The sequence below is a fragment of the Streptomyces sp. NPDC057543 genome, assembly GCF_042801895.1.
In the GTDB taxonomy this organism is placed as follows: Bacteria; Actinomycetota; Actinomycetes; order Streptomycetales; family Streptomycetaceae; genus Streptomyces.
Genome location: NZ_JBHVFF010000233.1, coordinates 1 through 14,137 on the forward strand (window position 1 = coordinate 1; position 14,137 = coordinate 14,137).

Below are 14,137 nucleotides of genomic sequence, written 5' to 3' on the forward strand. Positions count from 1 at the left end.
CCCCTGCTGCTTATTCCCCCTTTACCAAAACCTGACCGGGTGGTCTATCTCACCACCCGTCAACCCCTTATTACGGTCGCGTAGGTCACATTCGGCGGTGCAGGATAAGCGTTTGTGGCAGACGATTCGAGAAAAAAACAACGTGGCGTCATCAACCGACACGGCGTCATCGGGTCGTACGCAGCGATTGGCGACAGCTTCACCGAGGGAGTGGGCGACCCGGGTCCGGACGGGACCTTCGTCGGCTGGGCGGACCGTTTCGCGGTACTTCTCGCGGACCAGCTCCCGGACCCCGGTGCGGAATCGAGCACCGACGGCTCCACGCACGGGAATTTCAGGTACGCCAATCTCGCCGTACGCGGACGCCTCCTCGACCAGATCGTCGAGGAGCAGGTGCCGCGCGCCAAGGAGCTCGCACCCGACCTGGTGAGCTTCTGCGCGGGCGGCAACGACATCATCAGGCCCGGCACCGACCCCGATGACGTGGCCGAGCGTTTCGAGCGCGCGGTCGCCGAGCTGACCGAATCGGTCGGCACCGTGATGGTCACCACCGGCTTCGACACCCGTGGCGTTCCCGTGCTGCGCCATCTGCGCGGCAAGATCGCCACCTACACCGCCCATGTGCGGTCCATCGCCGACCGCTACGACTGCCCGGTCCTCGACCTGTGGTCGCTGCGGTCCGTCCAGGACCGGCGCGCCTGGGACGACGACCGGCTCCATCTGTCGCCCGAGGGACACACCAGGGTCGCGTTGCGCGCCGCCCAGGTCCTCGGTCTCGATGTGCCGGCAGACCCCGACCAGGAATGGCCACCGCAGGCACAGCGCGGCACGCTCGAAGTACGGCGCGACGACATCCACTGGGCGCGCGAGTACCTGGTGCCGTGGATCGGCCGACGGCTGCGCGGCGAGTCCTCCGGCGACCATGTCGAGGCCAAGCGGCCCGACCTGCTGCCGCTCTAAGGGCTGTCCCGTAGTCCCCGGTGGATCAGCGCGCGGCGTCAGATGCGGTGCATCGCAAGGCGGAGGGGTGCTCGCATACTGGCTGTATTCGGGCGTTCCGACAACGCGGCGAGGTGCCGTAGCTGTCGCCGTGCGGCTTCGAATCCAAGGCGGAGGAGGGAAGCGACGCGGAGCGTCGTTGACCGACGACAACGCCGGAGGCGGAGTCGCAGGGCGTCGGGAGCCCGCTCTCTATCGCGGGTGAGGTCGTTAGACCTGCCGCCGCTCCACGGCCTGTCCGGCGGCTCACGACCGGGGTCGCGACCGTGGCGTCCTCGCCCGCCGGACGGGCGCGAGTCTCAGGCTCGTCCGGCGGATCGAGGACGTTCGGCGGATGCGGCCTGTCCGGCGGATCCGGCTTGTCCGGTGAGGGACGACAGCGGCGGCGCCGGTATCCGCTCCAGCACGCCGCCCGCGAAGACGTCGTACAGCGGCAGCGTCTCCAGATGCACATAGCCGATGTGGCAGTCGCAGACGGCCAGCGGGCAGGCGCGCGGGCCGAGCGAGCGCCGGTAACTGCCGTCGTAGAGGTTGCCGAGCTCCGCCGGGACGAAATGGCAGCGCCGCACCGTGCCGTCACCGTCCACCGAGATGACCGACTCGCCCGTCCGACACGGCAGTCCGGCCGAGCGGTGCGGATGCCGGCTGTACGGGAAGAGCGGGTCCAGGGCCGTCCAGCGGTCCGCCTCCTCGTCCGTATAGGTGTGCCCCTCCGCGGCGTTCACCCAGAGATAGACCTCGGCGGGCAGCGCGGCCCGCAGCCGCCGGGCCTCTTCGAGATGGTCGTCGAGCCCGACGACACCGACGCTGTGGCGAATGCCGAGCGCGGTCAGCTCTCCGCACTTGGCGAGGAACCTCTCGTACGGCGTCTGCCCCGGGTGGTACGTGCACCACAGCGCGATCTTCTCGCGGCCGGCCTCACCCGCCTCAGCCAGCCAGCCCGTTCGGTTGCTGAGGTTGGTCTGGATCGCGACCCGGCCGATGTGCGGCAGTCGCGCCAACTCGACCAGTGCGCGCCGGTACCAGGAGCGGACCAGACCCTCGCCCCAGGGGGTGAACAGGACCGATATCCGGTCACCGGTCTGCGCCGCGGCCCACGCGGTGAATCGCTCCAGCGCGGCGCGGTCGGCACGCAACTGCTCCCGGCTGTCGCGCCGCTTCGCGAACGGGCAGTACGGGCAGTCGTAGTCGCAGGACGCGAGCGGACCGCGGTAGAGGATGGTCAGGTCCATGGGCGCGCTCACTTCATTTCGTACGCGGCCATCGCGGCCCGCACACCGGGGGAGAAGAGTTCCGGGCCCAGCGCGTCGGAGTGGGCCAGGCCCTCGGGGGAGAGCCGCAGCAGTCCGGACGCCCCGGCCGTCGCGTCGAGCCAGCCGCGCGCCTCGAACTCTGCCAGTTCGACGGGGAAGTCATCGGCCGGGGAAGTACCGAAGCGCTCCCGGTAGTCGGCCTGCCGCAGCCCTTCGGCCTGGAGGACGGACTGCAGGAGGTGGCGTCGGCGCGCCTCGTCGCCGTCGACGTACCGGCCGACCTCGGCGCGCGAGAAGTCCTCGGTGGCGGTGTAGCCGTCGATGATGGCCCGAACCTCCCGCATCTCCACCGCGTAGTCGAAGGAGTAGTGCAGCTTCGTGGTGTAAGAGCGGGCGCCGCAGCCCAGGCCGATCATGCCGTCGGTCTGGCAGGCGTAGTCGTCGTGGCCGTCCGTCCGCGGGGCGTCCGCGCGGCGGAACATCCGCATGGACACCTGCTCGTAGCCGTGGGCGAGGAGATGGTCGCGGCCCGCGCGGTACAGCCGCAGCCGCTGCTCGTCCCAGGCGGCGTCCGCCGCCGCCTCGCCGTCGGCGCCGAGCCGCCCGAGACCGGTCAACGGGCGGACGTACAGCGGGTAGAGGTACAGCTCCTCCGGCCGCCAGCCGAGTGCCGTGTCCAGCGAGGTGTGCCAGCTGTCCTCGGTCTGCCCGTCGATGCCGTAGATCAGGTCGATGTTGAGGACCGGAATGCGGGCATCACGTATCCGGTCCAGGGCCGCCTCCACGTCGGCGCGCCGCTGCGGTCGCACCGCCGCACGCGCCTCGGCCTCGACGAAGCTCTGCACCCCGATGCTGATCCTGGTCGTACCGCGGTCGGCGAGGACGGCCAGCCGGTCGGCCGTCGCGGTCGACGGCGACGTCTCGACCGACAGCGGAACGGCCCGCAGATCGGCGCCCATCCGCTTCTCCGCGATGTCGCAGAGCCGTTCCAGCTCCGCCGCGGTCAGGAACGTGGGAGTGCCCCCGCCGAACGCCGCCGCGGCGAACCGCACCGGCTCCGCGGCGCCCAGCGCGTCGCGGACGGCGGTGGCCTGCCGGTCCAGCGCGTCGAGATAGCGGGTCGTCAGCTCGTCGGGAGCGCCGATCCGGGTGAAGAGATTGCAGAAGCCGCAGCGGACCTCGCAGAACGGTACGTGGAGATAGAGCGAGAGCGCGTCCTTGCGCTCGGTCGCCCACAGCTCGCGCAGCACCGGCCGCTCGGCGAGCGGCCGGTAGGCCGTCTTGTGCGGATAGGCGTACACATAGCTCTGGTACGGGCGGGTGGACCGTGCGACGGTCGTGGTGCGGCTCATGATGCGGTGGCCCCCGGTTCCAGGAAGAAGTGCGCGTACGGAACGGTCCAGACGGATTCGTGGCCGAGCCGGTGACCGGTGTAGCCGTCGTCCCCGTACGCCGTTCCGTGGTCGGAACAGACGATGGCGAAACAGCGGCGACGACTGCTCGCGGCGGCGAAGAGCCGGCCGATGTGCGCGTCGACGTACTCCAGAGCGGCGGCATGGGTGGCGCGGGAATCGCCCGCCTCGCGGGTGGCACCCGGCTGGTGGAACCAGTTCGGCTGGTGCAGGGCGGACACATTGACGAAGAGGAACAGCCGCTGCTCGGCGGGGAGTTCGGCAACGACCTGTTCGGCGCGGGCCACCTGCGCCTCGAACGAGGTGGGCGACGCGACCCCGAACTCCGGTTCCCAGTGGCTCTCCTGGAACATGCCGGGCAGTACCGAGCCCAGCGGGCCCTGCCGGTTGAAGAAGCCGACACCGCCGACGCACACCGTGCGATACCCCGCACCGGCCAGTGCGGACAGCAGATCGGGTGTGTCGAAGACGAAGGTCCCCGAAGCGGTGGACTCGCTGCCCGCGAAACGTGCCGCGAACAGTCGGGGGTGCGGCCCCGGGCCGGCCGGGGTGGGCAGGAACCCCGCGAAGATCGCCTGGTGCGAGGCGTACGTGAAGCTGCCGGGCGCATGCCGCTTCTCCCAGACACCACCCGGTAGATGGCGTGCCAGGTGCGGGATGCGACCGGCGGCGGCGAGCTCCGCCGCCACGTCGTAGCGCAGCGTGTCGAGGGTGACGAGCAGCAGGTCGTGGGTGCCCACGATCTCGCTCATGTCCGGGTTCCGGGCCTCCGTGGAGGCGGGCGCGGTGTCAGGGAGTGGCGGCTGCACGGTGGTTCCTTGCTCTGTTCAGTACGGCGGCGACCTGCGCCGCGTAGGTGTCCTGGCCCTCGGCGCCGCTGCCGGGGAGTCCGGTCAGTCGCGGAAGCAGATCGCCGAAGGCGTTGACCTCGCCGACGGCGAAGCGCCGCCAGCCGGTCGCGGGCAGCAGATCGACGCCCACGCACAGCGTGTCCGGGAAGCACGCCGCGGCCCGTTCGCACAGGGCCAGGGCTTCGGTCCAGCTGCCGCCCGCGGCCTCGACGGCCGCACGGACGTCGTCGAGATCTCCGCGCGTGCCGCCGAGGTGAAGATTGGTCATGGGGGAGTGGCTGGTGCGCACGACGGCATGGGTGGCCCGGCCCGCCACCACCACGACCCGCAGGTCTGCAGCCCGGCCGCACTGGGTGGCCTTGGGCAGCCAGCGCTCGATGTGCAGCCCGTCCGGCGCGAGGGCGTCGACGATCGCCGCGACCTCCCGCTCCGTCGTGCAGCGGCGCACCCGCAAGGAGTTGAAGAGCCGGCCGGCCGTGTCCCGCTCCACCGACGTGGTGGCCCTGACCCGGCCCGGCCCGGCCGTCTCGACGGCCAGGACCCCCGAGGCGGACGAGCCGTGCGCGAGCTTCACGAAGGCCCTGGGCATGTTGTGGGCCGTCATCCGCTCGCGTACGTCCACCCAGTCGCGCACCACGGGCGCCGCGGCGCCCGAGGTCGGCGAGGCAGGTACACGTACTCCGGCGTCGTCCAGCACGGCATGGCAGAGCCGCTTGTCGAAGAGCACCGCGACATCGCCCGGGTCGTCCAGCAGGACGGCACCGGAAGCGGCGGCCGCCCGCGCCACCGCCCCTACGGCCTCGGTGAAACGGGCGTACCACAAGGCGGTCCCCTCGACCCTGGTCGGATCGCCGACGGCCCTCAGCAGCCGCTCCACCTCGGCGTCCTCACCGGGCGAGTCCATCCGTACGGTCTCGCCCGGCCGGAAGGCGGCCTCGCCGCGCAGGACGTCCAGCCAGGACACGACACGCGCCGCGGGCAGCCCGGCGGTGCGCACGGCGTCCTGGAAGAGTGCGACCCGGCGGTTCCCGGGCACCCCCACGACGACGAAGCGCGGCTCCGGGCCGGTCGTACTACTCGCTGACGGCGACATAGCGCTCGTCGTCCTCTTCCGGATCCCAGTACTCGACCTCGTCGATCTCACCGTTCACCCGGCCGGAACCGAGCAGGTTCCCGAGCCGTTCCACCAGCGCGTCGCTGATGTAGTGGTGGTGCAGATCGAGCGAGGTGAGATGGGTGAGCGGCTGGCCCGAGAGCAGTGCTTCGGCGCCCTCGTCGCTCAGGGTCCCCATCGCGAGCGAGAGCGACTCCAACTGGGCGACGACCGGTGCGCAGGCCACCGCTGCCGCGATCTCGTCCTGGATCTCGCTGTTCTGCAGCCCCAGATGGCGCAGCGCGGGAAACGCCGCACCGGACAGCAGCGGAGCGAGGTCGTCGACCGTCGCGTCCCCGCCGTACTCGGTGACGCCGAGCCAGAGTTCCAGGTGTTCCAGCGCGGGCAGCTCCGAAGCCCCGACCGCCCGCACGACGCCGGACGGCAGGCCACCGGACTCGAACCGCAGCTTCTTCAGCGACGTGTGCCGCACCGGCCGCAGATCGAGTATCGTCCGGCCCTCGATCCGCTCGCCGCCCCCGCGTACCGTCAGCTCCTCCAGCTGTCCGAACGCCTCGATCACCGGGGTGATGTCGGACATGATCAGCCACGACACCTCGCACTCCTCGCTGACGACGTCGGCGAGGAAGAGCGCCCGCAGGGCCGGGAAGCGGTCCGCGTGACCGGTCAGCAGATCAATGACCGGAGCGACGGACTCGTAGTCTCCCTGCCACCAGGGACCGATCAGCAGGGCCCGGACACGTGAGGTGTCGACCGTGTCCAGGAAGTGCTGCCAGAGCGTGGCGAACGTCGGATCGCCTTCCCAGTCGCTCTCCAGCCGCCACGCGACCGAGTCGGCGGCCGGCAGCGGCTCGGCGCGAGCACCGTCAGGTCCCGGCAGGGTCAGGACCGGAAGACCGTGAAACGTCTCGGGGTGTTCGATGTCGGTCATCGTCCATCACTCCGAAACCGCGGTGTAGCGGCCCTCGACGCCGCGGTTGCCCCAGGGCTCCTCGCGTTCCGACACATCGACCCGCACGCCGTGCGGCTCCAGCGCCTGAGCGATCCGGCGCTCCATCGGCTCGGTCATGAAGTGGTGGTGCAGATCGAGCCGTTCGAGATGGGTGAGCGGCTGGCCGTCCAGCAACGCCGCCCCGCCCTCGTCGCCCAGCGTGCCGTTCGACAGGTCGAGGACGCGCAGCTGGGCGACGACCGGGGCGCCCGCGACGGCCGTCGCGATCTCGTTCTGCAGCTCGCTGTTGCGCAGACCGAGGTGGGTGAGCGCGGGGAAACGGGAACCGGAGAGGAGCGGCGCCAGGTCCGCCACATCGGCGTCGCCCCCGTACGCGGAGACGCCGAGCCAGAGATCGAGCCGCTCCAGCGCGGGCAGCTCGCTGTCCAGGATGCCGCGGATCACACCGACCGGCAGACCACCGGTCTCGATGGTCAGCGAACGCAGCCGCTCGTGCTTCGAGGGCGGGAAGACCAGCTCCGAGCCGCCGCGCACACCCAGTTCGAGCAGGCCCGGGAAGGCTGTCAGCAGCGCCGTGACGTCCGACTGCTCGATCCAGGAGATCTCGTTCTGCTCCAGGATCATGTCGCCGACGAAGACGGCCTCCAGCGAGGTGAGCCGGTCGGCCGCTCCGATGACCAGATCGATCGGGTAGGACGAGGTCTCCTCGTACGACTCGCCCCACTGACCGATGATCAGCGCACGGACCCCGGCCGGGTCGACCGTCGTGAGGAACGCCTGGAACGCCTCCTCCCAGGTCATCTCGGACTCGTCGTCGTACGGATCGACCGATATGCGCCAGGCCGCCGCATCGGCGGCCTGTGCGGGCACTTCACCCGTCGCATGCTGGAAGTCGACCGCGGGAAGGCCGAGCAACTCGTGCAGATGGTCCACACCGGACATGACCCTGAGCTCCTGGTACTGGGGGACGGCTGATGTCTGCAAGGTGTATCAAGCCGCACTGACAACGGCGCGACCGGGACGGTCCGGACGTGGCCGCCGACTCCTGCGGGAGCCGACCGCCGGGAGCCCGCCGAGGGCCGATTGTCAGACCCCTCCCTTAGCGTTTTTCTCGTGGCCGGCACAGCGGGTGCGGCCATCGAGGGGAGACGTCTGTGTACCGGCAGGGCGATGTACTGATCGTGTCGTTGGAGGAGTCGGCGGTGCCTGCGCACCTGGTGGACGCGCCGGGCGAACCGAGGGACGGCCGGGGGCGGATGATCCTCGCGCTGGGCGAGGTCACCGGACATGCACACGCGGTCCAGGGACCGGGCCGGCTGATGCGCGAGGCGGGGGCCTTCGGGCCGATGCTGCTTCACCTTCCCGACGGCGGGCGGGTGGTGCACGAGGAGCACGCGGCGATACCGCTGTCGAAGGGCTGGTACCGCGTGGTGCGCCAGCGGGAGTACGCGCCGGGGGCGGTCCGCATCGTGGCGGACTGAGGCGGGCTGAGCGGCACTTCGGCGGTCCGGAGCGGGCCGGATCAGCGACGCACCTGAACGTTCCGGATCACCGCAACGCACAACACGCAACTCGCGAAGGCATAACGCACAACCCGTAACGCGCGACCGCAGAACGGGCGAACGCACAACGCGCGAGCGCACACATCGAAACGCAGAACGCAGACCAACAACACCGAACACCGAACACCGAACACCGAATTCAGGGACGGGGAAGACCGATGCAGTACGTGGACTCCTGGCGGGCCGTGGCAGCGGCGACCGGCGCGGCGGACCGGGCCGCCGCCGAGGACGGGCTCCGGCTCGCCTACCGCAGCGCAGGACTTGCCGAGCCGGAGCGCATCCTCTGGGTCGACTCGCCCAGGGCCGCGGTGGAGGCCGTGGAGAAGCTTGTCGACGCCGGACGCTCGGTGCGTGACGAGGTACGGACCCGGCCCTGGGCGGAGGAACGGCGCAGGATGTACGACGAGCTGGGTCCAGCGGGCTGGTCCGCCCTGTGGTCCGCCACGGGAGCGCAGCTCTGGGAGACCACGGCGGCGCTCGCCGAGCGGATCAGGGCAGGTGTCGTCGCGGACCTCGCGGAGCGCCCCGAGGACGAGTCCGACGTCCGGCTGCTGTTGCTCGACGCGGTCCTCGGCCAGCACGACGCGGCCTGGCTCGCGGCGTTCGACGGCCGGGGCGACCGGCTGGACGGCCTGGCCGAGGTGGCCAGGCACGCGGGCTGGTGGTGGCCCTACGAGCGCGTCGTGGTGATCAGCGAGCGACCGGAAGCGCTGCACCGGGACGAGGCGGGCCGGCTGGACCGCGGGGACGGCCCGGCGCTCGCCTACCGCGACGGCTTCGCGCTGCACGCCTGGCGCGGTATGCCCGTACCCGCCGAATTCCTTGCGGAACTGAACTCCCTGACTCCCGAACGGATACGTGAGGAGGAGAACGCGGAACTGCGCCGCGTGATGCTGGAGTTCTACGGCTACGACCGTTACCTCACCGAGTCGGGCGCCGAGCCGGTCCACCGGGACGAGACGGGAGTCCTGTGGCGGATAGCGCTGGACGGCGACGAGGACGTGGTGACGGTCGAGGTGGTCAACTCCACCCCCGAGCCGGACGGAACCCACCGCACCTACTGGCTGCGGGTGCCGCCTGCCACGAGGACCGCGAAGGAGGGTGTGGCCTGGACGTTCGGACTCCAGGAAGAGGTGTACGCGCCCCTGCGCCAGACCTGACCGTCGGCGGCCGAGTGTGCGGAGCGCCTTTCAGGCCCCGGCGCCGAGGTGGGTGCCGATCCGGATGAAGGCCTGGACCAGTGGCGCCGGGGGGACGGACGGTGACATGACCTGGGACGCGAAGTGCACGATGACCAGGTCCAGTCCGGGAGAGATGAACAGGCGCTGTCCGTGGATGCCACTGGCCATGAAGGACTGGTAGGGGTCGTTCAGGATCCACCAGAGGTCGTGATAGGAGAGCGTCGCGGGCGAGCTCGCGGGCGCCGCCGGGAAACGGACACGCCGGGGGTAGCCGTCCGGGGTGCCGGTGGCGATCGTCCTGGCGACGCCCTCGGGCACGATCTGCCGGTCACCGATGGCGCCGCCGCAGCGGATCATCTCGCCGAGCCGGGCCACGTCACGCGCGGTGGCGCTGAAGCCGCCGCACGCGGCCTCGGTTCCTTCGGAGTCGAGGATGTAGTAGGCGTCCTCCTCCGCCCCGATGCGCGACCAGACGACCTCGCTGAGCAGCGCCGACGTGCTGATGCCGGTGACCCGGCGGAGGATCTCCGCGAGGGCCTCGACATTGCCGTTCTCGTAGCGGAATTCCGTCCCCGGCCCGCCGGTGGCCCGAGCCGTGGCGAGGTGCTCGCGGATGCTGGTGGGACCGCTGTAGCCGTAGGGGCGCAACTGCGGGGCGAGAATGGCGAAGTACCGCTGGGCTTCTATCGCCTTGTCGTACGGCCGGCCCGCGTAGCTCATCAAGGTGCCCATGTGCAGCAGGTCGTCGACCCGGGCGTCCCCGAAAGCCGTTCCGGTGAGTTCGGGGACGTAGCGGGATACCAGCGCGTGGCGGTCGAGCAGCCCCTGGTCGGCGAGGACCGCTGCCAGGAGGCCGATGTACGACTTGGCCGCCGAGGCGTTGAAGTGGGGCACATGGGGCTCGTAGCCGTGCAGGTAGCGCTCGTAGACCACGGAGCCGCGGTGCATGACGAGGAAGGCGTCCGTCTCGGCGGCTGCGAAGAGCGTCGGCAGCGTCAGTGACGGGCCGCCGGACGCGGTGAACTCCAGCGCGTCGAGATCGTGCGGCGTGCAGGGAAGGTCCAGCGGCCCTGTCCTGCCGCGCCATACGCGCCGGCTGGGCACGGTCTCGCGGCCGGACGTGGTGTGCCGACGGACCCAGGCCGGGTCCGTGAAGCCGCGCGCCCAGGTCAGCTCGGTCAGCGAAGGTGTCTCCGTCATGCGCCCACTCCTGTCGGTGCTGCAAACTGAGCAGTACCGTACATGGTGTCCAGAAACGTGGCCAGAGCACGCCGGGTAAGCGCCCCTACAGGATCGTCCCGGTGGCCGGGGGGTCGAAGGCGCCCGGGGCGTCGGTAGGAGCCAGCCCGGAGGCCCAGACGCGGCCGTACACGGACAGGTCCCGGAGGTGTCCGGTGATCTCGGCGGCGTTGTAACCGGTGTCGCTCTCGACCCACCAGGTCAGCACGCCGATGAGTTCGCCGGTCCACGCACGTGCGATGACGTCGAACGGGATGCGGGGCGTGACGCCGAGCTGTGCCGCCCGCTCGCGGAAGACGGTTTCCACCCGCTCGCAGATGATTCCGGAGAACTCCCGAAGGGCGCGCCCGTCGCCCTCGCCCCGGAGAATGACCTGGTAGACCCGCCTCTCCTGTTCCGCGTGCCGGAAGATGTAGAGCACCGGCAGGCCGGTGAAGCCCTGGGCCTGTGCCTGTTCGACGGCCGGCAGGAGGCGCTCGCGGTCCTCTGTGAGGTCCCGGACGATGCCGAGGAGCAGGTCCTCCTTGTCCCGGTAGTGCGCGTAGAAGGTCGCACGGGCGACATCGGCGCGTTCGGTGATCTCTTCGACGCTGAGCGCGTGGAATCCCTTCTCCAGGACGAGGTCGACGAGGGCCTCGCGCAGAGCGCGATGGGTGCGGCGGACGCGGCGGTCACCTGCAGTCTTCATGCCCTGGATTATTGCGTCTTCCTTTCGAACCGTTGACCGTCAGGCTGCCACGCGTTACGTTTCCGGCCATCAAGCTTGTTAACAGACAGTCTGTTCAGTAACGGAGTCGTCATGAATCTCGGGCGATATGTACGCAGGACCAGCAGCCACCATCCCGAAGCAGAAGCCGTCGTGTGCGGCAGTACGCGGCTCACCTACGCCGCCCTCGACGAGGACAGTGACCGGCTCGCGACCGCGCTGCGCGCCCTCGGACTGACGGCCGGGGACTGCGTCGCGACACTGGCGTCCAACCGCGCCGAACTTGTCGTCGCCGAAGTGGCCCTGTACAAGGCCGGACTGGTGCGCGCCCCCGTCAACGCACGCCTCGGCGTACCGGAAGTGGCCCATCTGCTGCGCGAGTCGCACGCCCGGGTGCTTCTCGTGGACGCCGCCCACCTGGAGGCGGCACGGCAGGCGGTGCCGGGCAGCGACGTGAAGAGCCTGATCGGATTCGACGGCCCGAGCGATCTCGGTCCCGGCTACGGAGAGGTCCTCGCAGCCACCTGCCGCGAACTGGTCGACATCGACTGCGGCGAGGACGACACAGCCGTCCTGCACTTCACCTCCGGCTCCACCGGCAAACTCAAAGCGGCGACACAGACTCACGGCAACCGTCTCGCCCTGATGCGCAAGTCCGTGATGAACACGGACACCAGGGTGGGCCCCGGGGACAAACAGATCCTGGCCGGTCCGGTCACCCATGCTTCCGGCATGCCGCTGATGGGCATCTTCTTCGCCGGCGGATGCGCTGTTGTTATGGAGCGCTGGGACGCCGAAGCCTTTCTCGCCACGGTCGAACGCGAACGCGCGACGCACGCGTTCGTCGTACCGACCATGATCAATACAGTGCTCGCCCTGCCGGACCCGGGTGCCTACGACGTCTCCAGTCTGCGCCAGCTCCTGTACGGTGCCGCGCCGATGTCGCCGGCGCGGATCCGCGAGGCGTGGAAGCTCTTCGGACCCGTGCTCTCCCAGGGGTACGGCTGCGGGGAGACCACCTCCGGCGTGCTGTTCCTGTCGACCGACGACCACCGGCGCGCGATCGAGGGCCGGGACGAGGAGTTGCTGCTGTCCTGCGGCCGCCCCCTCACCGAGGCCGAGGTCAGGATCGTCGACGACTCCGGTGCCCAGGTCGCTGACGGAGAGATCGGCGAGATCGCCGTCCGGGGCCCCGACGTCGTACCCGGTTACTTCAACGAACCCGGCCTCACCGCCGAGAGCTTCCACGACGGCTGGTTCCACAGCGGCGACCTCGCCCGGCGCCGCGACGACGGCTACGTCTTCATCGTCGACCGCAAGAAGGACATGATCATCTCCGGTGGCTTCAACATCTACGCCGTCGAGGTCGAATCAGCCCTGCATCAGCACCCCGACGTGTTCGAGGCGGCGGTCGTCGGTGTTCCGGACCCCGAATGGGGCGAGGCCGTCAAGGCTGTCGTCGTCCTGCGCGAAGGTGCGGAGCTTCAGGAGAGCGAGCTCATCGACTTCTGCGCGTCCCGGCTGGCCCGCATGAAGAAGCCCCGCTCCATCGACTTCGCCGCCGCCCTTCCCCACAACCCCAACGGCAAGATCGACCGCCGTGCCATCCGCGAACGCTACTGGACCGGCGCCGACCGCCGGGTGCACTGAACGGACACCCCTCATGACCTTTACCCTCGAACCGTCGTACGACGGCAACCCTCCTCTGCGGGATCTCGTCGACCGGCTCCGCGCCTACCTCCGCGACGAATTGATCCCCTTCGAACAGGAACGGGGCATCACGCCCGAGACCAAGGTCGACCGGCCCGTTCTCGAACACGTGTGGAAGCGAAGCCGCGAACTCGGCTTCTACGGAATCAACCTGCCGCCCGAGTACGGCGGCCAGGGTCTTTCGCTGGTCGAACTATGCGCGCTCAAGGAGGAGTTGACGGCATCCGGTGCCGCCCTGTCCCACTCGGTCCTCGGCGACATGGGCGGTCCGCTGCGCGCCGGCGCGATCCTCCGCCACGCCACCGAACACCAACTGCAGCGCTACCTCCTGCCGGTGATCCGAGCCGAGCGAGCCTGCTGCTTCTCCATCACCGAGGACGACGCGGGTTCCGACGTCCGGCGCATGACCACCACCGCGACCCCGGACGGCGACACCTTCGTCCTGGACGGTCGCAAGGTGTTCAGCTCCGCGGCCCCGTTCGCGGACTTCGCCGTCGTCGTCGCCAGAATGGCCGGCACCGAGGAGTCCTACAGCGCCTTCCTCGTCGACCTCGACACCCCCGGCTGTCAGGTGCTGGACGGCGAAATCCCCATGTCGGGACAGCAGATGGAAGGCGACCTCCTGTTCGAGAACTGCAGAATCCCCGCCGAGAACCTCCTCGGCGAGATCGGTCAGGGACTGCGCATCGGTATCGGGCGCATCACCCTCAACCGACTGCTCCACTGCCCGTCCCTGATCGGCGCCGCCCGGCGCGCCTGGGACCTGTCCGTCGAGCACTCCAAGAACCGGGTCGCCTTCGGCCGGCCACTGCTCGCCCTCCAGGCCATCCAGCACAAGCTCGCAGACATGGCCACCGACATCTACGCCGCCCGCTCCATGGTGACGGCCACCGCGGCCAGAGCCGACGGGGGCGCCGCCATCGGTGCCGAGGCGAATATGTGCAAGCTGTTCACCTCGGAGGCATGCTTCCGTGTCGCCGACCAGGCCGTACAGATCCACGGCAAGGCCGGGCTGACCCGCGGTCACGAGGTCGAGCAGATCTTCCGCACGCTGCGCATGTTCCGCATCGTCACCGGCACCACCGAGATTCCGACGGAACGCTTCAGCACCGCCATCCGGCTGCTGTCCGGACGGGCTTCGTTGAGCTCGTCCTGCCC

General features: G+C 69.9%; 13 protein-coding genes. 5 read left to right on the forward strand and 8 right to left on the reverse strand.

What is annotated here, in order from left to right; translation table 11 throughout:
- Window positions 1-114: 114 nt before the first annotated feature.
- Window positions 115-960: an SGNH/GDSL hydrolase family protein gene (locus tag ACFU8Q_RS30380; protein ID WP_384459817.1), complete on the forward strand. Its 846-nt coding sequence runs from the start codon at window positions 115-117 to the stop codon at window positions 958-960.
- A 338-nt stretch (window positions 961-1,298) separates the two neighbouring features.
- Here ACFU8Q_RS30380 and ACFU8Q_RS30385 read toward each other — a convergent pair whose 3' ends face one another.
- From ACFU8Q_RS30385 to ACFU8Q_RS30410, 6 genes are read right to left on the reverse strand one after another with little or no spacing between them, the layout of a single operon-like run.
- Window positions 1,299-2,231: an STM4011 family radical SAM protein gene (locus tag ACFU8Q_RS30385; protein ID WP_384459820.1), complete on the reverse strand. Its 933-nt coding sequence runs from the start codon at window positions 2,229-2,231 to the stop codon at window positions 1,299-1,301.
- Between the two features lie 8 nt (window positions 2,232-2,239).
- Window positions 2,240-3,604: an STM4012 family radical SAM protein gene (locus ACFU8Q_RS30390; protein WP_384459823.1), complete on the reverse strand. Its 1,365-nt coding sequence runs from the start codon at window positions 3,602-3,604 to the stop codon at window positions 2,240-2,242.
- Complete coding sequence (locus ACFU8Q_RS30395) at window positions 3,601-4,416, reverse strand: STM4013/SEN3800 family hydrolase (protein WP_384459851.1); 816 nt, start codon at window positions 4,414-4,416, stop codon at window positions 3,601-3,603. Before ACFU8Q_RS30395 ends, ACFU8Q_RS30390 begins: the two co-directional genes overlap by 4 nt.
- A 37-nt stretch (window positions 4,417-4,453) precedes the next feature.
- Entirely contained in the window at window positions 4,454-5,608 is a 1,155-nt protein-coding gene (locus ACFU8Q_RS30400) for an STM4014 family protein (RefSeq protein ID WP_384459826.1), read from the reverse strand.
- Window positions 5,589-6,560: an STM4015 family protein gene (locus ACFU8Q_RS30405; RefSeq protein WP_384459829.1), complete on the reverse strand. Its 972-nt coding sequence runs from the start codon at window positions 6,558-6,560 to the stop codon at window positions 5,589-5,591. The genes ACFU8Q_RS30400 and ACFU8Q_RS30405 overlap by 20 nt, the downstream gene beginning before the upstream one ends.
- 6 nt (window positions 6,561-6,566) lie before the next feature.
- Window positions 6,567-7,523, reverse strand: a complete 957-nt coding sequence (locus ACFU8Q_RS30410) for an STM4015 family protein (RefSeq protein ID WP_384459832.1) — start codon at window positions 7,521-7,523, stop codon at window positions 6,567-6,569.
- A 212-nt stretch (window positions 7,524-7,735) separates the two neighbouring features.
- Between ACFU8Q_RS30410 and ACFU8Q_RS30415 the strand changes: the two genes are divergently transcribed.
- Window positions 7,736-8,062 (forward strand): hypothetical protein, encoded by a 327-nt coding sequence (locus tag ACFU8Q_RS30415; RefSeq protein ID WP_266904720.1) that lies wholly within the window; start codon window positions 7,736-7,738, stop codon window positions 8,060-8,062.
- 239 nt (window positions 8,063-8,301) lie between these two features.
- Complete coding sequence (locus ACFU8Q_RS30420; RefSeq protein WP_384459836.1) at window positions 8,302-9,303, forward strand: DUF6745 domain-containing protein; 1,002 nt, start codon at window positions 8,302-8,304, stop codon at window positions 9,301-9,303.
- A 30-nt stretch (window positions 9,304-9,333) separates the two neighbouring features.
- Here ACFU8Q_RS30420 and ACFU8Q_RS30425 read toward each other — a convergent pair whose 3' ends face one another.
- Both ACFU8Q_RS30425 and ACFU8Q_RS30430 read right to left on the reverse strand, forming a co-directional pair.
- Window positions 9,334-10,524: a serine hydrolase domain-containing protein gene (locus tag ACFU8Q_RS30425; protein ID WP_384459839.1), complete on the reverse strand. Its 1,191-nt coding sequence runs from the start codon at window positions 10,522-10,524 to the stop codon at window positions 9,334-9,336.
- An 85-nt stretch (window positions 10,525-10,609) separates the two neighbouring features.
- On the reverse strand, window positions 10,610-11,251 hold the full coding sequence (locus ACFU8Q_RS30430) for a TetR/AcrR family transcriptional regulator (RefSeq protein WP_384459842.1): 642 nt from the start codon (window positions 11,249-11,251) through the stop codon (window positions 10,610-10,612).
- 111 nt (window positions 11,252-11,362) lie between these two features.
- On the opposite strand from ACFU8Q_RS30430, the gene ACFU8Q_RS30435 reads away from it, so the two are divergent.
- Complete coding sequence (locus ACFU8Q_RS30435; protein WP_384459845.1) at window positions 11,363-12,919, forward strand: long-chain fatty acid--CoA ligase; 1,557 nt, start codon at window positions 11,363-11,365, stop codon at window positions 12,917-12,919.
- A 13-nt stretch (window positions 12,920-12,932) separates the two neighbouring features.
- Window positions 12,933-14,137: acyl-CoA dehydrogenase family protein (locus ACFU8Q_RS30440; protein WP_384459848.1), on the forward strand; the 1,205-nt coding region annotated here is incomplete at its 3' end.